Annotated in this window: 22 protein-coding genes; 8 read left to right on the forward strand and 14 right to left on the reverse strand. The window is 40.8% G+C overall.

All coding sequences use genetic code 11. From position 1 onward, the window contains the following. Positions 1 to 10: 10 nt before the first annotated feature. The 5 genes from AADY36_RS10870 to AADY36_RS10890 form a co-directional block, all read right to left on the reverse strand. Positions 11 to 3409, reverse strand: a complete 3399-nt coding sequence (locus AADY36_RS10870) for a chromosome segregation SMC family protein (protein ID WP_342408971.1) — start codon at positions 3407 to 3409, stop codon at positions 11 to 13. A 60-nt stretch (positions 3410 to 3469) separates the two neighbouring features. After that, on the reverse strand, positions 3470 to 4201 hold the full coding sequence (locus AADY36_RS10875) for a TrmH family RNA methyltransferase (protein ID WP_342408972.1): 732 nt from the start codon (positions 4199 to 4201) through the stop codon (positions 3470 to 3472). A 128-nt stretch (positions 4202 to 4329) separates the two neighbouring features. Further along, a complete protein-coding gene (locus AADY36_RS10880; RefSeq protein ID WP_054563623.1) occupies positions 4330 to 4776 on the reverse strand; it encodes a flavodoxin in 447 nt (148 codons plus the stop codon). After that, positions 4763 to 5536 (reverse strand): tRNA pseudouridine(65) synthase TruC, encoded by a 774-nt coding sequence (gene truC / locus AADY36_RS10885; RefSeq protein ID WP_055021913.1) that lies wholly within the window; start codon positions 5534 to 5536, stop codon positions 4763 to 4765. The genes AADY36_RS10880 and truC overlap by 14 nt, the downstream gene beginning before the upstream one ends. 1 nt (position 5537) lies before the next feature. Beyond that, positions 5538 to 5852, reverse strand: a complete 315-nt coding sequence (locus AADY36_RS10890; RefSeq protein ID WP_054553719.1) for a YqcC family protein — start codon at positions 5850 to 5852, stop codon at positions 5538 to 5540. 106 nt (positions 5853 to 5958) lie between these two features. Between AADY36_RS10890 and AADY36_RS10895 the strand changes: the two genes are divergently transcribed. After that, complete coding sequence (locus AADY36_RS10895) at positions 5959 to 6987, forward strand: DUF3549 family protein (RefSeq protein WP_342408973.1); 1029 nt, start codon at positions 5959 to 5961, stop codon at positions 6985 to 6987. Continuing rightward, the gene (locus tag AADY36_RS10900; RefSeq protein ID WP_054563619.1) at positions 6988 to 7287 is read left to right on the forward strand and encodes a DUF3301 domain-containing protein; all 300 of its coding nucleotides are present in this window, start codon (positions 6988 to 6990) and stop codon (positions 7285 to 7287) included. It abuts the gene before it with no gap. A gap of 753 nt (positions 7288 to 8040) precedes the next feature. Here AADY36_RS10900 and AADY36_RS10905 read toward each other — a convergent pair. Further along, on the reverse strand, positions 8041 to 8688 hold the full coding sequence (locus tag AADY36_RS10905; RefSeq protein WP_054563618.1) for a GNAT family N-acetyltransferase: 648 nt from the start codon (positions 8686 to 8688) through the stop codon (positions 8041 to 8043). 147 nt (positions 8689 to 8835) lie between these two features. Here AADY36_RS10905 and AADY36_RS10910 point away from each other — a divergent pair, with 147 nt between their 5' ends. The 3 genes from AADY36_RS10910 to AADY36_RS10920 all read left to right on the forward strand — a co-directional run bounded on the left by AADY36_RS10910 (position 8836) and on the right by AADY36_RS10920 (position 10261). After that, a complete protein-coding gene (locus tag AADY36_RS10910) occupies positions 8836 to 9066 on the forward strand; it encodes a DUF2789 domain-containing protein (protein WP_036969581.1) in 231 nt (76 codons plus the stop codon). Between the two features lie 155 nt (positions 9067 to 9221). Then, complete coding sequence (locus tag AADY36_RS10915) at positions 9222 to 9488, forward strand: hypothetical protein (RefSeq protein WP_055021916.1); 267 nt, start codon at positions 9222 to 9224, stop codon at positions 9486 to 9488. Then, the gene (locus tag AADY36_RS10920; protein ID WP_054553724.1) at positions 9488 to 10261 is read left to right on the forward strand and encodes a Zn-ribbon-containing protein; all 774 of its coding nucleotides are present in this window, start codon (positions 9488 to 9490) and stop codon (positions 10259 to 10261) included. Before AADY36_RS10915 ends, AADY36_RS10920 begins: the two co-directional genes overlap by 1 nt. Before the next feature lie 77 nt (positions 10262 to 10338). On the opposite strand, the gene syd is transcribed toward AADY36_RS10920, so the two are convergent. Continuing rightward, the gene (syd, locus tag AADY36_RS10925; RefSeq protein ID WP_054563617.1) at positions 10339 to 10878 is read right to left on the reverse strand and encodes a SecY-interacting protein; all 540 of its coding nucleotides are present in this window, start codon (positions 10876 to 10878) and stop codon (positions 10339 to 10341) included. Between the two features lie 59 nt (positions 10879 to 10937). Here syd and queF point away from each other — a divergent pair, with 59 nt between their 5' ends. Further along, complete coding sequence (gene queF, locus AADY36_RS10930) at positions 10938 to 11783, forward strand: NADPH-dependent 7-cyano-7-deazaguanine reductase QueF (protein ID WP_342408974.1); 846 nt, start codon at positions 10938 to 10940, stop codon at positions 11781 to 11783. A 68-nt stretch (positions 11784 to 11851) separates the two neighbouring features. Here queF and AADY36_RS10935 read toward each other — a convergent pair whose 3' ends face one another. Together AADY36_RS10935 and AADY36_RS10940 are read right to left on the reverse strand one after the other, a co-directional pair. Further along, entirely contained in the window at positions 11852 to 12886 is a 1035-nt protein-coding gene (locus AADY36_RS10935; RefSeq protein WP_054563615.1) for an isoaspartyl peptidase/L-asparaginase family protein, read from the reverse strand. 125 nt (positions 12887 to 13011) lie between these two features. After that, entirely contained in the window at positions 13012 to 13716 is a 705-nt protein-coding gene (locus tag AADY36_RS10940; protein WP_054563614.1) for a SapC family protein, read from the reverse strand. A 243-nt stretch (positions 13717 to 13959) separates the two neighbouring features. Here AADY36_RS10940 and AADY36_RS10945 point away from each other — a divergent pair, with 243 nt between their 5' ends. Next, complete coding sequence (locus AADY36_RS10945; RefSeq protein WP_342408975.1) at positions 13960 to 14670, forward strand: DUF6445 family protein; 711 nt, start codon at positions 13960 to 13962, stop codon at positions 14668 to 14670. A gap of 38 nt (positions 14671 to 14708) precedes the next feature. Here the strand turns inward: AADY36_RS10945 and AADY36_RS10950 are convergent, their stop codons facing one another. The 5 genes from AADY36_RS10950 to pgi all read right to left on the reverse strand — a co-directional run bounded on the left by AADY36_RS10950 (position 14709) and on the right by pgi (position 23651). Next, positions 14709 to 16220, reverse strand: coding sequence for a tryptophan halogenase family protein (locus AADY36_RS10950; RefSeq protein ID WP_342408976.1), 1512 nt, complete (start codon positions 16218 to 16220; stop codon positions 14709 to 14711). 76 nt (positions 16221 to 16296) lie between these two features. Continuing rightward, complete coding sequence (locus AADY36_RS10955; RefSeq protein ID WP_095209793.1) at positions 16297 to 18891, reverse strand: TonB-dependent receptor; 2595 nt, start codon at positions 18889 to 18891, stop codon at positions 16297 to 16299. 657 nt (positions 18892 to 19548) lie between these two features. Then, a complete protein-coding gene (gene pgl / locus AADY36_RS10960) occupies positions 19549 to 20259 on the reverse strand; it encodes a 6-phosphogluconolactonase (protein ID WP_054563611.1) in 711 nt (236 codons plus the stop codon). Between the two features lie 5 nt (positions 20260 to 20264). After that, a complete protein-coding gene (gene zwf, locus AADY36_RS10965; RefSeq protein ID WP_054563610.1) occupies positions 20265 to 21737 on the reverse strand; it encodes a glucose-6-phosphate dehydrogenase in 1473 nt (490 codons plus the stop codon). Positions 21738 to 22004: 267 nt separating this feature from the next. Next, entirely contained in the window at positions 22005 to 23651 is a 1647-nt protein-coding gene (gene pgi / locus AADY36_RS10970; protein WP_058586232.1) for a glucose-6-phosphate isomerase, read from the reverse strand. Positions 23652 to 23999: 348 nt separating this feature from the next. On the opposite strand from pgi, the gene AADY36_RS10975 reads away from it, so the two are divergent. After that, entirely contained in the window at positions 24000 to 25031 is a 1032-nt protein-coding gene (locus AADY36_RS10975; RefSeq protein WP_054563608.1) for a LacI family DNA-binding transcriptional regulator, read from the forward strand. Positions 25032 to 25090 lie beyond the last annotated feature (59 nt).

Genomic DNA, 25090 nt, shown 5'->3' on the forward strand with positions numbered 1-25090 from the left:
TGCCTAAATTTTATGCATGTGCCATTTGCACAGCTTGTTCTATATCTACAGCGACCATACGTGATACACCTGGTTCAGCCATAGTTACACCGGTCAACCTGCCTGCCATTTCCATAGCAATCTTGTTATGACTGATATAAATAAATTGTACTGATTGTGACATCTCTTCTACCAAACGGCAAAAACGACCCACGTTCGCATCATCCAATGGCGCATCCACTTCATCTAGCATACAGAATGGAGCTGGATTGAGCCTGAATATTGAAAACACCAATGATAATGCGGTCAGCGCTTTTTCTCCACCACTAAGCAGGTGAATTGTCGAATTTTTCTTGCCTGGTGGCCTTGCCATGATGCTCACCCCACTTTCAAGTAGATCATCACTGGTCAATTCAAGGTAAGCACTACCGCCACCAAACACTTTTGGGAATAACTCCCCAAAGTCTGTATTTACTTGTTCAAAGGTCGCCTTGAAACGATTTTTTGTTTCTCGGTCGATTTTTTGAATCGCCCCTTCAAGGGTATTTAATGCTTGTGTTAAGTCATCAAGCTGCTGATTTAAATAATCGCTGCGCTGTTTAGCCTGCTCAAACTCATCTATTGCCGCTAAGTTCACCGCGCCAAGTTCATTTAATGCTTGCGTGGTTTTTGTAAGCCTCGTTTGCATGCTATTTAAATTGGCATTGTCAGGCAGTTCTTCAAGTACTGTTTTTAAATTTTGTTCCAGTTCTTCAAGTGGCTCTAACGCAGCTTGCGCCTTCACGATTAAACTTTGCTCATCCAGCGCTAATGCTTGCAACTGCTCTTGTAACGTCACCAACTCAGATTGCGATGATTTCAACGCTGTTTGCTTATCAGCAAGCTCCTTTTTAGCTTGACTCAAGGCCGCTTGCAAGTTTTTCAGCTCAACGTCACTTTGTTGATGCTTTTCAAGCAATAGCATAATTTGCTCTGCTACTTCTTCAAGCGGAATCACTAATTCTTCTAGTTGCTCGTTGAGCTCTAATACAGCTTCACTGGCAGCACTTTGGGCGGCATTAGCATGCTGTAGTTTGGTTTCGCTAAGTTGACATTCACTGCGAGCCTTTTGTTCAGCCAAATTTGCTTGATGTGCTTGCGTTTTATATTGCTCAAGCATAGAAGCCACTTGGCGGTAGCGGTTATTTGCCTCAGTTTGTAGGTGTTTTGCTTGCTCTAACTCAGTTTCAAGTTCTAATTGCTGCTCTAACAGTTGTTCAAGTAAACACTGCTGAGTTTGTTGCTGTTGGTCAGCATTTTGCTTTTGCTCAGCCAGTAAGGTTTGACGCTGTTGCAACTTAACAAGCTGGTTTTGCCACTGGGTTTGCTGCTCTAATAACATATCGCGTCGAGTGCTGGCCGATGCAATCTGCTGAGCTGCTTGGTGAATTCGTTCTCTGTATTGCTCTTTGTCGGCGATAAGTGTTTTCTTGTGAGCTAGATGCTCATTTAGCAATTGCTGCTTAGTTTCTAATTGCTCGTTGAGCTCTTCATCTAACTGCTGAGCATCACTTAGCTGAGCATGCTTTAAAAGCAAAGAATTGTCGGCGTCTTTATTGGCATCGGTATGAAAGTTACGACCATGCATGCAGCCCTCTTCATCAATCACAGCCAGCCAATATGTATCCGCCAAAATAGCGTAATCAAAACAAGGTTGAAATGCAAACCGTGCTAATAAATCAGGGTAAGCACCCGATTCGATATAATTAGCTAATGACTCTTTTGGTAACTCATCATCAGATGCAGGCCAAACACTGTTAGGCTCTTTATGTTGACTGACCTTTAGATGCTCAAGGCCAAGTAGGGCTTGTTCAATTAGCGGCTCAAAGCCAGAAGCCACCTTTAACTGCGCCAATAGAGAGACACTCTCGCTGTTGGTTTGCTCTGATAACACAGAATTAAGCGCAGCTATGCTGGCTCTATTTTCATTACTGTGCTGCTGAACCCGCTTTAAGTCCTGCTCTAAGTGCTGTTGCTCTTTATCCGCTTGTTCTAGATTTTGAGTGAGCTTATTCAGCGCACTTTGTTGCTGCGCAAGCTCTTTCGTCAGTGATTGAATTTGCTGTTGTTGCTCTGCAATTTGCGCTGCAACTGGAGTCGCTTCAAGTTCACTAATTTCAGCGGCAAGTTGTGCCTGCTGAGACTCAAGTTGCGCAACAGTCTGGGCAAAGTGAGCCTGTTGACTCTTTGCAACATTAATATCACTGCTATGAGCTTGGCTTTTCTGTAAGGTGCTTTGATATTGCTCATTGGTGCTTTGCGTTTGTTGCTGTTGCTGTGCGACTTGTTCTTCAACCTCTGCAACTTGCTCAGCGCACAGTAAACTTTGCTCAATCGCTTCTTGTAGCTGCTCTTGTAAAATGGCGGCTGAGGCGTGTTGCTCTTCTTGCAACTCTTTATTTTGTAACTGCAGTTGTTGCTGTTTGATGAGGCTTTGACTAAGTGTTTGCTGTTGCTGCTTTAAGCTGATCTGTTGCTGCTCTTTGCGGGTTAAATCAGTGTGTGTTTGATGCTGAGCCTGCTGTGCGTCTTGCAGTTTTTGCTGCTCAAGCTGCACTTGATTTTCAAGGCTTGCTAAAACATCATCGTGGCCAGAGTGCGCTTCTCTATAGAACTGGATTTGCTCTTTAAGTTTATTAATTTGCTCAGCTTTATCAATTTGTTGTTGGTGTAACTTCTGCCACTTTAAAACCGCAATTTGCCCTTTTAAGGTGCGCTCAGTGGCTTTTAGCTCTCGGTATTTTTTTGCATCGACTGATTGCACTGCAAGTTTATCGAGCTGTGTTTGCAACTCCTGCCTTACATCAAGCAGTCGCTCAAGGTTTTCGCGGGTGCTTTTAATGCGGGTTTGCGTTTCACGACGACGCTCTTTGTATTTTGAAACCCCCGCAGCTTCTTCTAAAAAAACACGTAAATCAGCCGGTTTACTCTCAATTAAACGCGAGATCATGCCCTGCTCAATAATTGCATAGCTGCGCGGGCCAAGACCTGTGCCTAGAAAGATATCGGTAATATCACGCTTACGGCATTTGCTGCCATTTAGAAAATAAATTGACTGGCCATCTCGAGTCACTAAACGTTTGATCGCCACTTGGTTTCGATCAGCAAAGGTATTCGGTAAATGGCCACTGGTGTTATCAAACACCAACTCAACAGAGGCTTGTGAAATAGGTTTTCGATTAGTTGAGCCGTTAAAAATAACATCGGTCATAGCATCGCCACGTAAATTCTTCGCTGAGCTTTCACCGAGCACCCAACGCACTGCATCGATGACATTTGATTTGCCACAGCCGTTCGGGCCGACAACACACGTCATCTGATCAGGAAATGGGATCTTAGTGGGTTCAACAAACGATTTGAAACCCGCTAATTTTATGGTGCTTAAGCGCATCTAATTGTTTTACCGATTTTTATTGTTATTCTTCAATTTAACCCATTTTAGGGTAAAAGGTTAAGCGTGGCGCTTAAAATTATCTAAAATAATACCCGTTGCCATCGCTACATTAAGCGATTCTGCTTGGCCATAAGCCGGAATGGTTATTTTATCAGTAACTAAGCTTTCGCAATCAGTACGTATACCATGAGATTCACTGCCCATTAGTAATACGGCATCTTGTTTAAGAGCAGTTTTGTGGATGTTCTCACCTTCTAAAAATGCACCATACACTGGGAGGTTTAGGCTTGGTAAGTAACTGGTTAAATCAGTTTGCGAGACACACACGCGAGCAAATGAACCCATTGTGGCGCTAATAGTTTTCGGGTTATAAGCATCCGCACTGTCTTTGCTGGTAACAATATGCTTAATACCATACCAATCAGCAACACGAATAATCGTTCCTAAATTCCCCGGATCCGACACGCCATCAAGGGCTAAAATAAGTCCCGATGTTGGTAATGCTTGCTCACTTGGCATATCAACAACAGCAATTGCGGCGTTGTTACTAACAAGCGTACTAGCTTTGGTAAGGCTGTCTTCATCTGCTTCAATGACTTGATGGGCTGCAAGTGCTGATTGATGCGCAGAAATAAATGCAGGAGTCGCAAAGATATGAGCAATGCTAAAACCACTGTTTAGTAATTCAAGTACATTTTTTTCGCCTTGAACAAGGTACTGGTTATATTGCTTACGGTATTTCTTTTGACCTAATGCACGAATTAGTTTCAGTTGGTTTTTTGAAATCATAACAGCCTCATAAAATGATGGTTAAGTATATCACCAAGGTCACAGATTCTGTACTCGAAAAACCAAGGGGAAAGTGCCAATTGCTTATTCAATCAGCACTTTTAAGAGACACTAGCTAATAAGAGGCATTAACTAATTTTTGTCAGCCATTCATTTAACCATGGCTCAGTAACAGGCCAAGGCTCAAAATCTTCACAGGCATCAATTTCTAAACGATGACCAACAGGTTTTGCCTGTAAATCGCGAAACAGCTCATCAAAACTGCGACCTGCACCACAAAACGTATCGCCATAGCTGCGGTCGCCCATAGCAATAATGCCGTATTGCTTGCCTGTTAACATAGGAAATTGATCATTTAATTGGCTATATAAAGCGATTAAATTGTCAGGAATATCGCCCTGACCCGTCGTTGAAGTGATCACTAAAATATGTGACGCAGCCAGCATGTCATCAACCGTGCCATTTTCAACTAATTGCGCTTGATGCTCAGACTTTTCAATGACTTCAATAACTTGTTCGCTTAAACGCTCAGCACCGCCGTAAACACTGCCGACAAAAATACTAATGGTTGCCATAATAATCCTTTTCTTCTGTTGGCCAGCCAAGTTGCTGGCAAATCGTTAACATTGCATCGCCTAAAGGCGCTCTAATTGTTATTGGTTGCTTGCTATAAGGGTGCACAAACTTTAATTCAGAGGCAAATAACATTAACCGACGAAGTTTAAAATGCTCTCTAAAAAATTGATTATGCTGATTATCACCATGATTTACATCACCAATAATTGGCAATGATAAATGTTTTAAATGACGACGAATTTGATGTTTGCGGCCAGTTTTTGGAAAACACTCCACCAGCGAGTAACGAACTGTTGGGTATTTACCAATTGGAATAGGCAAGCTTGCTTGGTGCAGGCAATGAAATTGCGTTTGTGCTTCTTGCGGTGCTTTATTTTGATCAGCAAACTTATCGGCAATTTTATCAAGCTCTTCTTTTAAAGGTTTATCTAAGAAGATTGATTCGTTTAAAAAGCCTCTTACTAAAGCTAAGTAACGTTTTTCAATTTGCCCATCAATAAACAACTGGTTCATGTCACGGGCTGCTTCTGAGCTTAACGCAAACAGTAATACGCCTGAAGTTGGTCTATCTAAACGATGTACAGGAAACACGTGTTGGCCTATTTGGTCACGCAGCATTTGCATTGCAAATTGGGTTTCGTGTTTGTCTAAAAACGAACGGTGAACCAATAAACCGGATGGTTTATCAATCGCAATGTAATTTTCATCTCGGTACAGAATCGTTAACTCATCAAATTGTGGCTTAACACTCTCTTGCATCTTAGTCATCACTCAAAAGTTGATCGAGTTTTTGTAAAACGTTAATCACATCATTACCGCCGCTGTGTTGTGCCAGCATCATTTCAGCCATAGGTGCAATTGCAAAATTACGGGGTAAAGGCTGGGCATGTGCAATGAGGGTATGCATTTTTTCAAGAAAAACAAATTGCAGCCATTGCTCAAAAGCCATGGTGTCATGACAAAACGGCACACTAGAATTGAGTGCACTTGGGTCAATCGGTGTTGTTTGCCAAAGTGAATGGCGTTGTAATGTGGATTCTAATTCGCGCAGCAGCGCCAAAGTCTGTTGATGCATTGTAAAACTCTTAATACCTTTGTGCTTAGTATACCCTGTTCCAAGGCGCCATGGTATGGCGTATAATTCACGGCTGATATAGATTAAAAACGGTAATTGAGATTTTATGACTGAGCAGATCGCCACTTTAGGGCAACTTCTGGATGCAGCAGGCACCACTTGGCGTGCCTTCGATATTGGCAGACACATCACGAAATTAGACAAAAAACAATTTCTTGCCATTGAAGAAACAAAAATCCCTTACCCTTACCCGCTTGCTGGTCATGCTTGGCTTGCTATTCAATTTTGGGATGTAAAAGCGTCTAAAGAACCTTATGTATGGTTTTTAAAATTCCCCCTAGATGAGCAAAGCCGTCTTGTAAGCGCAAGCCGCGATCATTTCGCAAATATGGTAATTGAAGCGCTTGGTACAGAAATTACCGGTGAAAATGCCGAAGGCAAATTAGACAACAACCCGTATGTATTTACGCCAAACGCCAACAAGTTAGCGGCATTTAATGCACAGGTTAAATGTTTGCTTAAACAAAGTGCTTCACAGTATTACGAATATGCGCAGCTGTATTTTTCAGGCAAACTCGGTTTTGATAATTGGCAAAGTGTTGCAGTACAAGGTATTGCAGACTTTGCGATGCGTTTAGATAACGACAACAATTTAGCAATTCTACAAGCCGCTTGGGGGCAATTACCAGTCGAAGTATTACAGCCGCTAAGTGCAATGCTTGAACATGTTGCAATCGAACCCGTGTTTGCAGAGCAATTGTTAGCCTATGGTTTAAACGCCATAGAAAATAAAGACGACATCGCCCTTGTCGCAGCTCTTAGAAGCTTATCAAAAACACCAGCACAAGGTTTAACTGCGCAACTTGTTGATGCTGTATTACGCTCTGATATGAACACCCAGTCAGATGTACTACTAACGATTGCGGGGCGCTGTTTTAGCACACTTGAAGACCCAGAACGCTTACACGTGTTTATGGATTGCTGTGCACACCACACTGAAATTGAACAACTGTTTGTGAGTATTTTCACCGATTTAGTTGCAATTCCTAGTATTCGCCCTCACCTACTAGGTTTATTAAGAAAAGAAAATCGTAGCGAAACACTCGCTCGAGCAATTGGAAGGTTATTTTCGTAAATGGCAGGCTTGTGGACACTCATCATCATTGGCAGCATCATCTACTTTTTTTGGTTAAACAGAAAAGTGGCCGAAGCAGCTAATCTTCATGCACAAAGACAAATTGAGCAATTAAATGTGCAATTGATGAGTGTTGCTTGCAATAAGCGCCGACTTGGCATTTTAAAAAACGGTAAACCAGGTATAAAAAGCGAATTTATTTTTGAGTTTTCTAGTGATGGACAAAACGTGTATCAAGGCGTTTTGATCATGGAAAACGAATTACTTAAAAGCGTAGTAATACCGCCGCATAAGATTTAAGTTGCGAGTTGCGAGTTGCGAGTTGCGAGTTGCGAGTTGCGAGTTGCGAGTTGCGAGTTGCGAGTTGCGAGTTGCGAGTTGCGAGTTGCGAGTTGCGAGTTGCGAGTTATACAAGAATAATTGCAAGTGCGAGAAGTGCAACCCCCAGAAAGAACTAAGGCGTAGCTAATAGCCACGCCCCAATCTTGCTACTTCCATGATTAAGTATCCTTACTTATGCCGAAGCTGCCTTTTTATCTTTCCCCTGAACGGGTATACATCCGATACACCCACCATGCTACTTCATGTAACATTTAACACATCCTAGTGCCGTCCTCTTGCCGTCAATGGCTATCCACTTCGTTTTCCAAACGCTCCTTTAGCTTCCTGCTAAAATCATCCTTTGGTCAGTCCTTTTCAATCGCTCCGCGATTGTACTGCATCCTGGCAGTGTCCTCGTTCTTCCTTGCTTCCCTAGCTCTTGTCCCTTTGCTTCCTGCTAAGCTTCTTGCTTTGTTGCCATAATCCTAATCCTTGGCATCAGTTCAATCGTTGAACCTGCGTCTTCTTGACATGATTAAGTTTAGAGAAATGCGGATATCTTGGTAGGCATAAAAAGTAATTTTTTCTAAGTCACAAAAATGACAAAAACAATAAATCCTTTAAAATCATTACAATAAGCAATTATGGGTACAAATTTAAAGGCATTAAACTGATAAAACGCACAGCAATGTGAGATTTATCTCACATTGCTATTTCCAAAACGTCCTTTTGTCAATTTGCTGCTTTGAACATCAAGTCACCTTCAACTTGGTTAAAGCTTAATGCTTTGAACACTTCAAACCCTTCAGAGCTAAAGAATTCGCGCTGTTCAGAGCGAGTAACAAATACGGCTAAACCACTTGCTTGATTGCTTGACTCAACTAAATCATCAAGCCCTCGTAGCAGATATCTGCCTAAACCTTGCCCCTGAAAATGTGGGTCAACGGCTATAAAGGCTAAAAACAGATAATGGCCTTTACTCGAGAGCGCTTCACGAATAGTGCGCTCTTTTTCTATAAGCTGATTGGTTTGCAAGTAACCCGCACTAAGCATCAGTTTTAAGCGCCAATGCCAGTATCGTTCAGCTTGCAGTTCACTTGCCGAATCGAATACACAGGCAATGGCTTTTAATCTACTTTGTGAGTAAAGACCTATTAGAGGCTGCTTTTCTTGCCAGAAACTTGCTAGCTCTTCACGTACTAAAGCACGTAATTTAGTTTCATATTTACTTGGGTTATCTTGTTGAAAACCTAATACATTCTGAAGAACGGGATCATCATGATAGGCTTGATAAATAAGGCTTGCGGCAGTGCTAATATCTTCAGCACTAAGGTATTGCACACTTAAGGTTTCGGGTTCAGCAACTGTCAAAATACTCATCCTTTTATTTGTTTTATTATTTTCGTACTAGACTATAAGGTATATACCCAACAGCGATTAAAGACAAATTCAGCGTAAGTTAAACTGCGGTTCATCATCATTAAGTTCAAGCAGTAATAATTATCGCCATACACAAGGAGCAGAACTATGGATACGACAAAACATGATATTTCGACCCTATTTGCACAACTTGGTTTACCGAGCAAAGAAAGTGAAATAGATGCTTTTATAGCATCCCATCAACTGTCTGATACAACCCTATTGCAGGAAGCGCCTTTTTGGGATGAAGCTCAGCAACACTTTTTAGCAGAATCACTTGCAGAAGATGGTGCTTGGAGCGAGGTGATTGATGAATTAGACGCAAGGTTACGCCAGTAACGCCTGCAACCTAATTTACGAGCTAAAATAACATTCTTTTAGCTCGTAAATTAGGAAAGTAATTTCACTCCACATCTATTATTGCTACCATACGCGCGCACTGCAGCCCATATACTGCGGTGCTTTTTAGTCTTTATAAAAGAGTTTATACAAAAATGAATGCCGTTGTATTTGATGCAATTAAAACCCTTCTTGATGAAGGTAAAACCCCGACAGTTGCCTTAACTAAAAGTAAGCTAGCCCAACCAATGCCGATGCCTGTGATCATCGCTGCGGTTAGCCAATATAAAAACAATCCGGATTCAATTAATAATTTCATCAATAACCCGTCAAATGAACAACTGAGTACACCAAAAGAAAGTCAATTGGATCGTATTGAAGCTAAATTAGATAGGTTATTAGCACTGCTTGAGAAAAAATAATGTTTGTTGTCGATCTGACTTTTGATTGCTACCAAGATACTACCTTAGAGCTTGCTGAGCAGGCGATAAACCGCCTAGTGAATGCGCTTCGTTTTAACGGCCAAATAATTGGTGATGAATTCCCAACGGTTTTAAAAGATGGATTTTTCATTACTCGTGTAATGTGCCCAACCGAAGATGCGATGCATCCGCTCAACCATAGCCCGTTTGTAAAACATAGCATTGAGCAATTAAACACTGCAGGCTTACTGGCACCAAAAGTTAAAGTGGTCGGCCAAGACATTCACTCAAATGGCGCAGACATGTGTCATGATCCGTCGTGCTATATTTTGTATACCACGTACGTGCACACCTGTAGCCCGCTTTATTGTGGTGATGACTTTTTGCCTGTGCCGTTATTTCGCATTCCAGCAATTGCCAATGGCGATTACAAAACACTCATTAAATGGCAAGAAGACTGGCAAGCGTGCGATCAAATTCAGATCAATGGTGCAACCCGTTGTGAATTTCCTGCGCTTGAAGAGCTAACTAGCATCAAGAGTGACTTATACCGCCGTGGTCGCGATATCACGAAACGTATTAGTTTTCTAACCAAGAAGCCGGTTTATTACTATTTATATCGTGTAGGCGGCGTTGACAAAGAGTCAGAGCTTAAACGTCGCTGCCCAAGCTGCGATGGCGAGTGGAAATTACCAGAGCCATGGTTTGGCTTATTTGATTTTCGTTGTGAGCCCTGTGGCATTGTTTCGAATATCTCGTGGGACTTTCAATAGCTTAATAAAGGCAATAAATTAAAAAGGCAAAAACCAAATACACGAAAGGGGCAACCGCCCCTTTTTACTTATTAAATTTACACCGTTACTTTGTCTAAAAACTCACTGATGCTATTCGCTAGCACATGATGTGGTTTTTTACCCACATACTCTAAGCAAACCTCACCGCTTTCGACTAATACAGTGATCAGTAGATCATCTTGCTCTGTAAGACCAATAAATACGGTTTCTGGCTGCTTTAGCTTGCGCTTCATTAACACGTGACCGGTAATATTTTGCTGTAAGCGGCTAAAATCATCTTCATTCCATGCTTGTAGCAGTTCAATGTGATGATCATCAATACTCAATAACAAATTACCCGCATAGACATGACCAAACAATGGGCTTAAATCTTCAGGAAACGATAACTCTAGTGCCTTGGCTAAGTCTTCTAAACTGCCAGCAGGTTGTTGTGGAACTGCACACCACTGAATAAGCCCCTGCTCATCTACTTCGCCCTGCTCACATGGACTTGGCCATGCTGTATCATGTTCAATAACAGGAAGCTTTCCTGTGCGTTCGAGGCATTTTTCACTAAATGCTTGATGTAACTTATCTAGTTTTGTAGAAACAGACATACTGCGAAACTCATTGGCTTTAGGTATAATGCCGCCATTGTAACTACAAAAGTGTAAAGATGACAGATTACAGCAACTCACCCGAACTGAAAAACAGTGTTCTTGGTAAAAGCACAGAGTATGTAGATACCTACACACCAAGTTTACTGTTTCCTATTGCCCGTAAATTAAACCGTGATGCATTAGGTGTTAGCGAAGATAACTTACCGTTTAAAGGCCAAGATATTTGGACTGGCTATGAATTATCGTGGCTAAATAGCAAGGGTAAGCCAATGGTCGCTGTGGCAACGTTTGTATTTCCTTGTCAGAGCAGCCATATCATTGAGTCTAAGTCATTCAAACTGTACCTAAATAGCTTTAATCAAACACGTTTTGAGACGCTAGATGGCGTACATCAAGCGCTTAGCAAAGACTTGTCAGATGCAGTTAATGCACCGGTGGTCGTTACTTTATACCAAGCAGATGATTTCAATTGTTTGCCATTTTCAGCGTTACCGGGCGAATGTATTGATGATCTGGATATCGAAATCACCAGCTATGATATTGATGCAAGCTCACTTCGCCATAATGGTGATGAGATTGTCTCAGAAACCCTACACAGTCACTTACTAAAATCGAACTGTTTGATCACCTCACAGCCTGATTGGGCGAGTGTGATTGTTCGTTATAAAGGCCAAGCGATTTGCCATGAAGCCTTATTAAAATATTTAATTTCATTTCGAACTCACAACGAATTTCATGAGCAATGTGTAGAGCGTATTTACTGCGATTTAATGCAGCAGTTAAACCTCGAAGAGTTAGAAGTGTATGCCCGTTATACACGCCGTGGTGGTTTAGATATCAACCCTTATCGTTCAACGAATCAAGATGAAACCCCCTTCAAGGTAAAAATTAATCGCCAATAACTTTGGTGGCAATAAAAAACCGAGTTGTGAACTCGGTTTTTTATTGTCTGAAGATTCGTTACAGGTAATTACTCGTCTTTAAAAATACCCACATACGTTGGTGATGTATTTGATTTACTCGCACGGTACATACCAGCGGTGTTAAACGGCAAGCTAATGTTACCTTTAGCATCAATAATGATCACACCGCCTGTGCCACCTATAGGCATTAATACATCGTGGATCACTTCGTTGCCCGCTTCTACAATAGTTTTACCTTGGTATTTTACGCGAGCACAAATATCAGCTGCCACATTGTAGCGAATAAAGTACTCGCCATGGCCTGTCGCAGATACTGCACATGATTCGTTTTCAGCAAAGGTCCCCGCACCAATCACTGGTGAGTCACCTACACGACCAAAACGTTTTGCTGTCATACCACCTGTAGAAGTACCTGCAGCGATATTACCGTTTTTATCAAGTGCAACTGCACCGACAGTGCCCATTTTGTAATTAACCGGCAGGGCTTTGTGTGCAGCTTGGTAGTCTTTGCTAGTTACTTTTTGTTTATCGAGCTTTTCTTTTGCTTTTAATAACGCTTTATAACGGTGCTCAGTATCAAATAGGTTGTTTTCAACCAGCGGCATACCTTGAGTTTTTGCAAACTCTTCAGCACCTTGGCCGCTGAGCATAACATGCACTGATTTTTCCATCACTAAGCGCGCCAAGTTAATTGGGTTTTCAATGTGTTTAACCCCAGCAACAGCTCCAGCTTGGCGTGTACGACCATCCATAATCGATGCGTCAAGCTCATGTGCACCGTCATAAGTATATACAGCACCGCGACCAGCGTTGAAATACGGCGAGTTCTCCAGCACATTAATTGCCGCAGTGATAGCATCTAGGCTCTCACCACCCTTTTCAAGCACGGCATAGCCTGTTTCAACGGCTTCTTTTAGTTTTGCACGGTAAGCTTTTTCTTGCTCTGGCGTGAAGCGGCTCTTTTCAATCGTTCCTGCACCACCATGAATGGCGATAGCAAAAGGTTGATCACTACTGTGGCTTAAAGTACTAAATGATAATGCGCTAAGGGCAATGGCTGAGGTGAGTAATGTTTTTAACATAGGGGCACTTATATTTATTTTAGTTTGTAAGCCCAATGTGAATAATTAGGCGCTGCATTTCAAGCTTTAACCGACGAAAGAAACAAAAAAAGCGCCAAATGGCGCTTTTTTTCAGCTGTTTAAAATTAAGCTTGAGCTGCTTTTAAACGTGCTAAACGTGCTACTTGGTGAGTAGACGTTAAGAAAGAGTAGATAGGTGCTAAGTAGCCACGCTTACGAAGGTCCAAGAACTCTTCATCACTTAGTGAGTTAAGTTTTTTCTCATCAACAAGGTAGATACCGTTGATGTCTTTTTTCTCACCTTTGATTTCTACAGTTAGCGTTTGAGCTACTAGTAGTTCTTTGTCTGCAAGGTACTTAGTGAATGCTTCAGTTACCTGAGAGAACTCGATGAAAGAAACAAGTGCTTCTTTACGACGCTTAAGGTACTCAGTTTCTTCACCGTTTTCGAAAAGTGCATTACCTGTTTCTTCGCTTACAAGTGGGCTTGCTTCGTCGATTACGATACCAAATTGGTCAGCTTCTGGGTGCTTAACAAGACCTAGTGGGTAACGAGTCATAGACATAGGTGCAAATGCAGCTGTCCATTTGTCGTCTTGAATGAAAAGGTTCTCGCCTGGCTCTAGACCAAATAAAGCAACTGCTTGGAATTGACCTGATTCGTTGTTTTTAACAAATGCCATTGGGAATTCATTTGCGATGCGTGCAAATTCGTGTGCAACCACAGGTACTAAGTGCTGAGTTTTCATGAACTCAATGTTGATGCCATTTTGAATTTTAGTGTTGGCATGTTTTTCGTTATGTAAAGGCTGTACTTGTTGCTCCGCCATGATACTGCTCCATTAATTTTATAATATGTTTTTGCTGTTAGTGCCCAAAGCCTATAGGTTTTGGCAACAAAAAGGAAGTGAAAATTTTGTGGCAGTTTGTACATTATAAATTAACAAATTTACCTACATTACCAATCAACCCCAAATGATGAAAAAACAAGCTATAAGCAAGTAAATATTATCACGCATAAGCCACTATTTTTGTTAGTATATTCAACAATTATGGAGAGACTGAGGCAAACAATGGAAAGCTATCAATTAAATAAAGACTATAAAGTAAGCAGCGTTTTCATTGCTGAAATTAATGAGACTGTCATTATTGTTGATGACTTTTTACACAGCCTTGAGCCTATTTATCAATTTGCTACACAGACGGCCTATTTCCAGCCTTTAGGCAGCGATGGCACACTCTACCCAGGAAAACGAGATGAAATGCCTGCGCCTTACTACCGAGCTTGTGAGCAGCTACTTAACGAACTTTTAGAGCAAGAAATCATTACAAGCGGTGAAAATAATTTATATCTTCACCGCTGTAAGCTTTCATTAGTTACTCAAAATGCGAATGAATTAAATACCTTGCAGCGTATGCCACATATTGATTCAACGGATGATAAAACATTTGCAGCAGTGCATTATTTGTCTCCTAAAGAATGGGGCGGCACAGGCATATACAAATACCTCCCCGAGAACATAATTAAAGTGACAGCTGATAACCAAAATAGCGTGCATAACATGATTGCTGATACAGAAAAACACAGCGCAACTCATCAAGGCTATTTAAATGAAACAACAGCGCTTTTTGAAAAAGTGGTGGATATTGAAGCGAAGGTAAATAGGCTCGTAATTTATAAGAGTAACCTATTGCATAGCGCAGCTCTTTTTAATCACAAAAAGTACAGCAATGATCTAAGCAACAGTCGTTTATCTATCTCTTCATTTTTTAGAATTAGCTAAGCTGACTAATACTTTTTTAGCCAGCTCAGTTAATAAAGTTAGTTTTTCTGTAAGCCAAATTTCTTTATTTTATTTAACAGCTCTCTGTGCTTAGGTAGCTCATTTAATAACTGCTTGACGCGCTGCTGTTTAAATTTAGCAACTTGTTGATTGTCGCTCTGCTTATATTGCTGCTTGGTGGGTACATAATGCATACCAAACAATACATATAAGTAGTTTTCTAAGTCGAATAAATCGAACTTACTGGCAAAGTCTTCGCGTACTGGTGTAAAGCGCTGCCAGCGTGTTAGGTTATTTTTTAGTTTGTCTGATAACTGGTCGGCTTTTTTGTTATCACGCCAAAAGGCTGAATCAGTTCTATCCGAAATACAGTAATGCATTTTTATAAAATCGAACGTTTGTTGCCATACATAATTCACCTGCTGATTGTAATCACCAGCAACTAAGTTAATGTCATCTCGGGTACGCGGAAAACGCTTTGCTAATAACCCCGCAGAAAAGTCTGCAATTAAGATGGCAGTTGCTTCAAGTGGCTCAACAAACCCTTGTGACAAGCCTATAGCGACACAGTTTTTGTGCCACATTTTTTCTCTATGCCCTACTTTCATCGGGATCTTTCTTGGCGTTAAGTGCTCAAATTTATTACCTAAATAATGATGCAATTTAGCGTGTGCTTGCTCATCGCTCATATACTTAGATGAATAAACAAACCCCACTCCTCTTCGCTCTGTGAGCGCAATATCCCAGATCCAACCAGCTTGGTGTGCCGTAGCAATAGTGTAAGGCGGTAATTCATCATCGCTTTGTGTCGGTACCTGCAATGTGATTGCAGTATCAGTTAATAAACTATCTGACTTATCAACAAAGCCCACCCCTAGTTTTTGCCCAATAAAGGCAGCCGAAAAACCGGAGCAATCAATAATAAAGTCAAATTCTAAGGCGTTACCTTCTGAGTCGATTAGGTGTGTAATAAACCCTTGCTCATCACAGCTGACATCTTTAATTTCTGCAAACAGGTGTTTTACAGCAAAATGTTGCGTGGCATGGCTTCCTAAGAAAGCAGCAAACTTTTTAGCATCAAAATGATAGGCATAGCCATTGATACCTGCATATTGAGGTGTCGCAATTGTTTTCGGTGCTAGGTTATTTTCACAACACGCATGTTGCTTAGAAACAAAGTCTGCGTAATCATTACCGTTACCCTCAACAAGCCACTGCTGCGTTAACTCCTCACCGAATATATGTGGGTGATCAAATAAATGATGGTAAAAGTTAGCACCATGTTTGTGTTTATCTAGCCAATTTACAAACTTGATTGACTGCTTAAAAGTAACATCACATTCATTGATAAAGTCACTTTCACTGATACCAAATTTTTGCAAAGAGTTGCGCATCGAAGGAACAGTACCTTCACCGACACCTATGCTGGCAATATTAGGAGACTCGATTAACGTGATCTCAATGCCACTTTGCAAAAGCGCATGACCCAAATGGTTAGCGGCTAACCAACCTGCTGTTCCGCCACCAACAATTGCGATTTTTTTTATCATTTTTACTCGCCCACTTTTTACTCACAAAAAAGCCCAGTGCGAGCTGGGCTTTCTTAATTTCGTTATCTAAATCAAATTAGAAACGTAGTGATACACCTAGCTTGTAGCGTGCTTCACCTTCAAAGCTCCATGCTGGGTAGCCGTTACGAAGCTCAGGAACTACTTCCGCATCAGAAGGAGCAACACCGATTTGTACGCTGTCTTCTTCAGTTAAGTTAACAGCTTCAAACGTTACGTCAATGTTATCAGTTACGCTGTAGTTAGCACTGAAATCAAGTGTACCGTATGATTGATGCTCACGGTTACCGTAGAAACCAGGTAGCTCACGGATCATGTACTCTGAACGCCAGTTATAAGCTAAACGTGCTGAGTAAGTATCTGTTTCATAGTAACCCACTAAGTTCACAGTATGCTTAGACGAATCTGAGAATAATGGGATCATATCTGGGTAGTTTTCAGCTTCTGATGGTGCATCTACGAATGTATAGTTTGCTGAGTAACCAAAGCCACTGTCAAAGCCATCTTGAATTTGTAGCTCGATACCTTCGATTTGGCCACCACTTGCATTAAGCTTAGTAGATAGCGTCCAGTTATCACCTTGAGTATCTGGGTCTACAACACCGATTTGTTGATTCAAGATTTGGCTTGAAGTAACAAATGATGTGATGTCTTTGAAGAAGTAAGTTGCACTTACCATACCGTCACCATCAAAGTACCACTCGATACCTAAATCAGCTTGAGTTGCTTTGAATGGGTTAAGGCCTACGTTACCTTTAGTTAGTACTTCGTTATTTGCTGTACCATCAGCGTAACCTGCAAAAGATGATGCAGAGAACATATCTGTGTAGTTAGGACGTGCAATAACTTGTGCAGCAGAGGTACGTAAAATTACATCTTCAGCTAAATCGAATGCGATATTGATGCTAGGTAATACGTCGTTGTAGCTCGCTTTATCTGTGCTTAGTGAACTTTCGTACTCACCATTTGCAAAACCGTAGTAATCTGATTCTGCATCTGTAGAGATATAACGTAAACCGAAGTTACCGCGGATAGATTCTGCAGAGAACTCTGCCATTGCGTAAACTGCGAAGTTTTCTTCTTCGATTGTACCGTAACCTGAGCGGTATACAGCTGAATCATTATCGAAGCTTGCAATTGCAGCACGTGCATCAGATACCATTTTGTCAAAATCTGGCTCAGGTAAAGTGAAACCTGCACCTGATGACATTGTACCTGAGTAGTAAGTCTCACCATCACCACTTGGTAATGTATCAACTAAAGTAGTTGAGTAAGTCTCTTGTTTTACTTCATGGTCAGCCCAACGGAAACCTGTTTTGATTGCTGTGATAGCACCAAAATCAACAGGGAATGAAAGGTCTAACTGTGCGTAAGTTTCTTCATCTGTGTTAGGTTGCTTTTTAAGTGCCCAACCAGCTGGAGATAATGGACCCGCAAAATCTGATGCTTCAAAGTATTTGTTATTGATATCAATTTTGATTACATCACCGGTAGCATCATAAGTACCAGCGTAATCAGATGGAACACCGATGAAGTTACCGTAGTTTGCTGTTAGGTCTGTACCACCTTCTGATTCAGTTGTACCGAAACGACCTTTTAATGTGAAGTAGTCAGCTTCGTATTTAAGGCTGAAATCAGCAGTGTCAGATGACATGCTTGCGATACGTGCCCAAGTTTGAGTCCAACCTGGATTTACACCTTCACCAGTACGACGGTAGAAAGTACATGTACCTGATGCATTTGTTTGCTCACAAGCTGCTTCTTTGTCGTCAGGGAACATTACAAAGTTTGAGGTATTTGCATTGTTTGCATCTAACTCAAGGCTCATGATGTTTAAACCTAGCTCTAGGTTTTCTGTAGGACGATACTGGAAAGTTGCATTTAATGCTGTACGTTCACGCTCTTGTTGGAACGTAGTAGGAACAATATCACCCCAACCGATCAGTGATTCGATACCGTTACGTTGGTAGTTTGTTTCAGCCCAAGATACTGAACCTAGTAGACCGAATGTTTCTTCGTCATTTTTCCAGCTAAATAAACCAGAAACTTGAGGGTCTGTTTCTTCAGAGATTGTGCCGTAGTCGGCTTTTGCACTTAAGAAAGTTGTACCAGCGTCAAGATCAAGTGGCTTACGAGTGTTAACAATAACAGTACCACCAACACCACCTTCTACAACGTCAGCTTGAGAAGATTTATAAACTTGGATTTCACCAACTAATTCAGGTGGTAAAAGCGTGTAGTTGAAGCTACGGTCGATTGATTGTTGGTCATACCAACCTGTTGATGCAACAGTTTGACCGTTTAAAAGTGTGCGTGTTAATTGGCTTGAAGCACCACGAATAGACACTTGTTGACCTTGACCGAATTGACGGTTAACAGCAACACCTGAAATACGACCAAGTGCTTCACCTACATCACCATCAGGAAACTTACCGATGTCTTCTGCAGAAACAGCATCGACAACGCTGTCAGCAAAGCGCTTAGTATTCATTGAAGCTTCAAGTGAACGGCGAATACCGCGAACTTCAATTACTTCAACATCTTCTTGAACTTTAGTTTCATCTGCTGCGTATGCAGCGCCAGTGAACCCAGCACTCATTACGAGGCCGATATTAACTGCTAATAAGCTTTTCTTAAAATTTTTAGCTAACACAGGATTCCCCTTGAATCATTTTGTTGGTTTTTTATATCACTTCTGCCCAGTGATGATGACAACGCTGTCATCTAGTAACAAACCATACACTCTAAATTACATTTGTGCTACATCTTTTTGGTTAATTTGTGCAAAAAATTTACAACGAAATAATCAAGTTATTGATATAACTAATATTTAATATTGAGTTTTTAAGAATTGTTACAAATAAACGGCGCAAATATAGCATGAGTGATATTGCAGATGAAAAGAGCAAAAGGATGAGTTTTTGAAATTTACTAAAATTTACATGTGTTTTTGTAAGCTTTAGTTTCCATTGGGCGTTTATTAACCATAACTAAAAGTTATATAAAACCTTTTATCTAACAATAAATTAGCTTAAAAAACTAACCTATTCCTGAAAGCACGCTGTCATGTACAAATTATTTTTAACTTTTTCTGGGCAGAATGAGTTAAAGGGGATATTGAGAATAATAACCAATAACAATGACAGCGTTGTCATTTTTAATTATATAGAGCCATTTTGTACTTGTCTAACACTTTATCGGGCTATTTAAAGAAAGCGTATTTATGCAAAATCGTTTGTTAAAGATGAGAATTTAAAAACAAAAAAGCGAGCATAATAGCTCGCTTTTGACATTGAGTTTAATCAGGCGATTAAGGCGCCCAATAAACTTCAATATTGATATGTGGGTGATTCAATACTGCACGTAAAGGCATGTCAGCAACTGCACCGCCTTCTTTCGCTTGCTTGTAAACAGCCAGTTTTTCTTCACCGCTAATTAAAAGCTTCACAACTTTAGAATCTGCAATCGCAGATAAAGTTAACGTCATACGCTCAGTGATTTTACCTGTTACATCGCTTTCAATAGCGTTAATTGCACATACTAAATCATCTGTCGCAAGACCGTGTTCAAGACCTTCGGCATGAGGGAAAAGAGAAGCCGTATGACCATCTGGACCCATGCCTAAAATTGTCACATCAAAAGGACGCTTTAATGCTTTGTATGCAGCTTCACATTCAGCAACACCGTTTTGTGCCGTTAATGCATCATTTTTCATTGTTACGAAATTAGCTGCTGCACCATGGTTTTGTAATAGCGTGCTTTTGATAAATGCTTCATTACTTTTTTCATGATCAGCATCAACCCAACGCTCATCAACCATAGCAACATCAATGTTTGCCCAATCAAGTTCAAGGTTCGATAAGTGCTTATAAGCAGGTGCTGGCGATGAGCCACCCGATACCATTAGTACCGCACGACCATCTTCTTTAATACCAGCAACAAGGCTTTGTTCAAGGCTTGAAGAAAGCTCAGCTGTTAATTCGTCTTTGTTTGCAAAGAATTTTTCAACAATTGTTGCCATCTTAATTACGCCTTATCGCCTGTGTTAAACCAAACGTGGTTGTTTTCTTCTAAAAGCTCATCTGCATCTTCAGGGCCCCATGTACCAGCTCGGTATAACGATGGTGCACCTTTTTCTTGCCAACGCTCAATGATTGGGTCAATCCATTTCCATGCTTGACGCACTTCATCACGGTGAATAAACAGTGATGGGTTATTTGCTGCGGCATCTAACATTAAGCGCTTGTAAGCATCTGAATGGAAACCATTACTGTACGCTTGCGATAACTCAATGTTCATGGTTACTGGTTCTAATTGCATCTCAAGGTTATCAAGGCGCTTAGACATCAGTGTTAATTGAATTGTTTCTTCTGGTTGCAGACGAATAACAAGACGATTTGGCTCAATGTTACCTACGTTGTCGGTATAAACGTTGTGAGATACTTTTTTGTATTCAACAACGATTTCAGCACAACGCTTTTTCATACGTTTACCAGTACGAAGATAGAAAGGAACACCTGCCCAACGCCAGTTATCGATGTGCGCACGAATAGCAACAAAAGTTTCTGTTTTGCTCGCACCTTCGTTTAATTCTTCTAAGTAACCTGGAACGATTTTACCGTCTAAGTTACCTGGTACATACTGACCACGTACAATGTTTGCATCAACATCTTCAGCCACTAACGGACGTAACGACTCAAGTACTTTTAATTTTTCAGTACGGATGCTGTTCGCGTTTAATTTGTTTGGTGATTCCATTGCCACTAAGCAAAGTAATTGTAACAAGTGGTTTTGTACCATATCGCGTAATGCACCCGCTTTATCGTAGAAACCAGCGCGGCTTTCTAGACCCACAGTTTCAGATAAGCTGATTTGGATGTTATCGATTGATTTAGCATCCCACAGGTTTTCAAACAGTGAGTTTGAAAAACGCAGTGCCATTAAGTTTTGTACTGTTTCTTTACCTAAGTAATGGTCAATACGGAATACTTGTTCTTCTTTGAAGTATTCAGCAATTTTTGCATTGATTGCTTCAGCAGACTCACCACAGTAACCAATCGGTTTTTCAACAACAACGCGTGACGTTTCTGTGATCAGACCTTTCTTAGATAAGATTTCACAGCAGCTACCGTACACTGCAGGTGGTAATGAAAGGTAAAAAACACGAGACTTATCAGCATCGTGTTCATCAAGGATATCTTTTAGTTTATCCCAGTCGTCATCGGCTTCGGTTACATTTGTTACAACCGGCACAAGATAAGCTGAAAATGCTTTCCAATCTTTTGCGTTGTACTCACCTTTACCTAAAAAGTCTTGTAAGGCTTTATGTGCTGTTTCGATGTATTCTTTACGTTTGCTTTCTTCACGTACCGTAGGAAGGATACGAGAACCTTGAGGAAGGTTGCCCTCTTGATAAGCGCGATACATTGCAGGAAGTAACTTACGTAACGCAAGATCACCGCCGCCCCCAAAAATTACGATATCAAATGGATTTAACATATATCACTCTCTACATTGGCAATGCCATGTTAATCGACTCATGCAGTATGGCAGTGCGTGTTGTTATCTGGTTGATTGGCTGTGTTAGATGATCCCTTTAACAAAGCCTGTTGAATTTGTTGTAAGTAGTTTACTCATTATTCTTATGTTAGCTGAAGTAAATGAGTCTTAGGGGCTCTGTAAATCCTCTCACAAAAATACAGGCCCTAAGAACTCCAGCGCTACCCGTTCAAAGGTATTCGGTTTGCAGCTGTTGCTGCGAATCTATTACTGCTTACGATGTGTTTTATAGTAAGCGATCAGTCCGTTGGTTGAGCTGTCGTGTGGATGACTGACTGCGTCATCAAATAATTCAGCTTCAATTTTAGAGGCAAGTCCCTTACCTAGCTCTACACCCCATTGGTCAAATGAACAGATTTCTAAGATAATGCCTTGGCAGAAGATCTTGTGCTCATAAAGCGCAATTAAACGTCCTACCGTTTTCGCATCAACTTTATCTAACAACATTGACGTTGTTGGGCGATTGCCTTGGTGAATCTTATGATTCAATAATTCTGCAATTTCTGCTTCAGATTTACCTTTTGCGGTTAAATCTGCAGTTACTTGCTCTGCATCAACACCAGCCATCATCGCTTCGGTTTGTGCAAAGAAGTTTGATAATAAAATATCATGGTGCTTACCAACATTGACTTGCGGCTCAATTGAGGCAATAAAGTCAGCAGGTACAATTACATTACCTTGGTGCAGACATTGGTAAAAAGCATGTTGGCCATTAATACCTGTCATACCCCAAATAATTGGAACCGTCGTGTAAGGAACCGTTTCACCAGCAAAAGTAACGTGTTTACCGTTACTTTCCATCTCACCTTGCTGTAAATACGCAGGTAACATGTGTAGTGCTTGGTCATACGGTAAAATAGCTTGTGCCGTATAACCTAAAAAGCTAGTGTTCCAAACACTTAAAAGCGCCATTAACAATGGTACGTTATTTTCAAATTCAGCATTTTTAAAATGCTCATCAATTTCAAACGCACCTTCTAGGATCTCTTCAAACGCGTCGAAGCCTAGGTACAGGGCGATTGGTAATCCTATCGCACTCCATAAAGAAAAGCGACCGCCTACCCAATCCCACATTGTGAATACGTTTTCATCAGCAATACCAAAGGCCGCTGTTTTTTCTAAATTGGTGCTTACAGCTACAAAGTGCTTAGCAATATGTTCTTGCGCTTGTGCTGTTTGTAAAAACCACTCAACAGCCGATTTAGCGTTAGTCATGGTTTCTGAGGTTGTAAATGTTTTAGATGAGATAACAAATAATGTTGTCTCAACATCTAAACCCTGTAAAACAGATGCAATTTGAACACCATCAACATTTGATACATAGTGAACATTTAATGTGTCGTCAGCATAAGCAGCAAGTGCTTCGGTTGCCATTTGCGGACCAAGGTTTGAACCACCTACACCAATAGCAACAACATCTTTTACAGCTTTACCTGTGTAGCCTAACCACTCGCCACTGCGTACTTTGCCAACAAAGGCTTTCATTTTAGCAAGCTCAGCGTTAACAGCGTCTGTTACGTTTTCACCATCTACCATTACAGCTGTGTTAGCGCGGTTACGTAAAGCAGTATGAAGTACAGCACGGTCTTCAGTAATGTTAATTTTCTCACCACTGAACATCTTGTCGCGCCATGCGCTGATATCGCACTCTTTCGCTAAAGCAATTAATTGTTCAAAAACAGTTTTATCAATTTGTTGTTTTGAGTAATCGAATAATACACCTGGGATCTGAGCAGAGAATTGCTCGAAACGCGTGCTATCTTTGGCAAATAAATCTTTAAGATGAATTTGTTTCATCTTCTTGGCACTTTCAGATAGTGCTTGCCAACTAGCTAATTGCGAACGGCTGCTCATATATATAATCCCCTCAAAACTTGCAACAAACTGATTTTTAACTATCTTTTTATTAATGTTGAATAAAGACAGCAATTAAAAATACGATGAAAATTAACACTAAGTTAAAATGACAACGCTGTCAATGTTCTACTTTTACATTTTATAGTCGAGATAATAGCGCAATTTTTCTCTTTTGACACCGGTATCATAAAAATTATCTCAATTATTTTACTGCTAATTTGGTAGAACATTAGATACACTAACCAACTTATATTAAATATTAATGTACCTATTAAGAAAAAGCGCTCTGGTGAACACTTTTCGATATTATTATAATACAAATATAACTAACTATAAAGTAACAGTATGAAAGTAACCATAAATGATGTAGCCAAGCTCGCTGGTGTTTCAATGAAAACCGTATCGCGAGTAATTAATAAAGAGCCATCGGTCAGAAAAAAAACGTACGACATAGTGATGGACGCTGTTAACACGTTGAACTATCAACCAAACCTTGCAGCTCGTAACCTAGCAGGCACATCGTCTTTTACTGTTGGTTTAGTTTATGACAACCCGAATGCTTATTATGTCATCGATATGCAAAATGGTGTGTTGTCGCGCTGTAAAGAAGAAGGCTATGAGCTGGTGATTCATCCATGTAACTACCTTGATGGCAACATGGAAGAAGACTTTAAAACCATGATCAAGCGCTCTCGCTTAGCAGGCCTTGTATTAACGCCACCGCTGTCAGAGCAAAATAGCATTATCGATATGCTTGATGAAATGGGCATCCATTATGTACGCGTACTCTCGGGTCGCCCTACAGAAGAAGACCAAGACACTTGTATCTATGTGAACGACTACGCCGCTGCGTACGAAATTACTTCTCACCTACTCTCCCTTGGCCACAAAAACATTGGTTTTTTATGTGGTGACAAAGAGCATAAATCAACAACTGAACGCTTAGAGGGTTACCAGGCTGCATTAAAAGATCACAGCATCTCGATGAATGATGAGCTGATCTACGAAGGCCAGTATTCTTTCGAATCAGGTGTAGAAGGTGCAAAAGCATTATTAGGTGAGAATAACCCGAAAAACATAACTGCCCTTCTTGGCGGTAACGATGAAATGGCAGCTGGCGCGTTATTCGCCTCACGCTTAATGGGAATTGAAATTCCACAGCAGTTATCAATCACCGGCTTCGAGGACTCACCGTTCTCTCGTCAGACTTGGCCTAAACTCACTACAGCCCATCAGGCGAATGATGTGATTTCGCAACATGCAGCGCGTTTACTGTTTAGAAAAACCCGTGGTGCACGTAATCAAGATAAAGACATCATCACGACCTTTACCCCTTCATTAGTGGTACGGGAAAGCTCAGGCCCTACAACGGCCTAGTTTATACAAGTTACGAAAAAGCCGCTCTATAGCGGCTTTTTTAATGACTGAATTGATAT

The organism is Pseudoalteromonas sp. D15MCD-2, from assembly GCF_038562745.1.
Taxonomy (GTDB): Bacteria; Pseudomonadota; Gammaproteobacteria; order Enterobacterales; family Alteromonadaceae; genus Pseudoalteromonas.

Excerpts from the sequence above, each read along its gene's own strand:
- AADY36_RS10910 (WP_036969581.1), top strand. The coding sequence starts at position 8,836 with ATGGATACGACAAAACATGATATTTCGACCCTATTTGCACAACTTGGT.
- pgi (WP_058586232.1), bottom strand. The coding sequence starts at position 23,651 with ATGAGCAGCCGTTCGCAATTAGCTAGTTGGCAAGCACTATCTGAAAGT.
- queF (WP_342408974.1), top strand. The coding sequence starts at position 10,938 with ATGACAGATTACAGCAACTCACCCGAACTGAAAAACAGTGTTCTTGGT.
- AADY36_RS10900 (WP_054563619.1), top strand. The coding sequence starts at position 6,988 with ATGGCAGGCTTGTGGACACTCATCATCATTGGCAGCATCATCTACTTT.
- AADY36_RS10940 (WP_054563614.1), bottom strand. The coding sequence starts at position 13,716 with ATGGCGGAGCAACAAGTACAGCCTTTACATAACGAAAAACATGCCAAC.
- AADY36_RS10975 (WP_054563608.1), top strand. The coding sequence starts at position 24,000 with ATGAAAGTAACCATAAATGATGTAGCCAAGCTCGCTGGTGTTTCAATG.
- AADY36_RS10950 (WP_342408976.1), bottom strand. The coding sequence starts at position 16,220 with ATGATAAAAAAAATCGCAATTGTTGGTGGCGGAACAGCAGGTTGGTTA.
- AADY36_RS10915 (WP_055021916.1), top strand. The coding sequence starts at position 9,222 with ATGAATGCCGTTGTATTTGATGCAATTAAAACCCTTCTTGATGAAGGT.
- AADY36_RS10920 (WP_054553724.1), top strand. The coding sequence starts at position 9,488 with ATGTTTGTTGTCGATCTGACTTTTGATTGCTACCAAGATACTACCTTA.
- syd (WP_054563617.1), bottom strand. The coding sequence starts at position 10,878 with ATGTCTGTTTCTACAAAACTAGATAAGTTACATCAAGCATTTAGTGAA.
- AADY36_RS10935 (WP_054563615.1), bottom strand. The coding sequence starts at position 12,886 with ATGTTAAAAACATTACTCACCTCAGCCATTGCCCTTAGCGCATTATCA.
- AADY36_RS10880 (WP_054563623.1), bottom strand. The coding sequence starts at position 4,776 with ATGGCAACCATTAGTATTTTTGTCGGCAGTGTTTACGGCGGTGCTGAG.
- pgl (WP_054563611.1), bottom strand. The coding sequence starts at position 20,259 with ATGGCAACAATTGTTGAAAAATTCTTTGCAAACAAAGACGAATTAACA.
- truC (WP_055021913.1), bottom strand. The coding sequence starts at position 5,536 with ATGCAAGAGAGTGTTAAGCCACAATTTGATGAGTTAACGATTCTGTAC.
- AADY36_RS10890 (WP_054553719.1), bottom strand. The coding sequence starts at position 5,852 with ATGCATCAACAGACTTTGGCGCTGCTGCGCGAATTAGAATCCACATTA.
- zwf (WP_054563610.1), bottom strand. The coding sequence starts at position 21,737 with ATGTTAAATCCATTTGATATCGTAATTTTTGGGGGCGGCGGTGATCTT.
- AADY36_RS10945 (WP_342408975.1), top strand. The coding sequence starts at position 13,960 with ATGGAAAGCTATCAATTAAATAAAGACTATAAAGTAAGCAGCGTTTTC.
- AADY36_RS10895 (WP_342408973.1), top strand. The coding sequence starts at position 5,959 with ATGACTGAGCAGATCGCCACTTTAGGGCAACTTCTGGATGCAGCAGGC.
- AADY36_RS10870 (WP_342408971.1), bottom strand. The coding sequence starts at position 3,409 with ATGCGCTTAAGCACCATAAAATTAGCGGGTTTCAAATCGTTTGTTGAA.
- AADY36_RS10875 (WP_342408972.1), bottom strand. The coding sequence starts at position 4,201 with ATGATTTCAAAAAACCAACTGAAACTAATTCGTGCATTAGGTCAAAAG.
- AADY36_RS10905 (WP_054563618.1), bottom strand. The coding sequence starts at position 8,688 with ATGAGTATTTTGACAGTTGCTGAACCCGAAACCTTAAGTGTGCAATAC.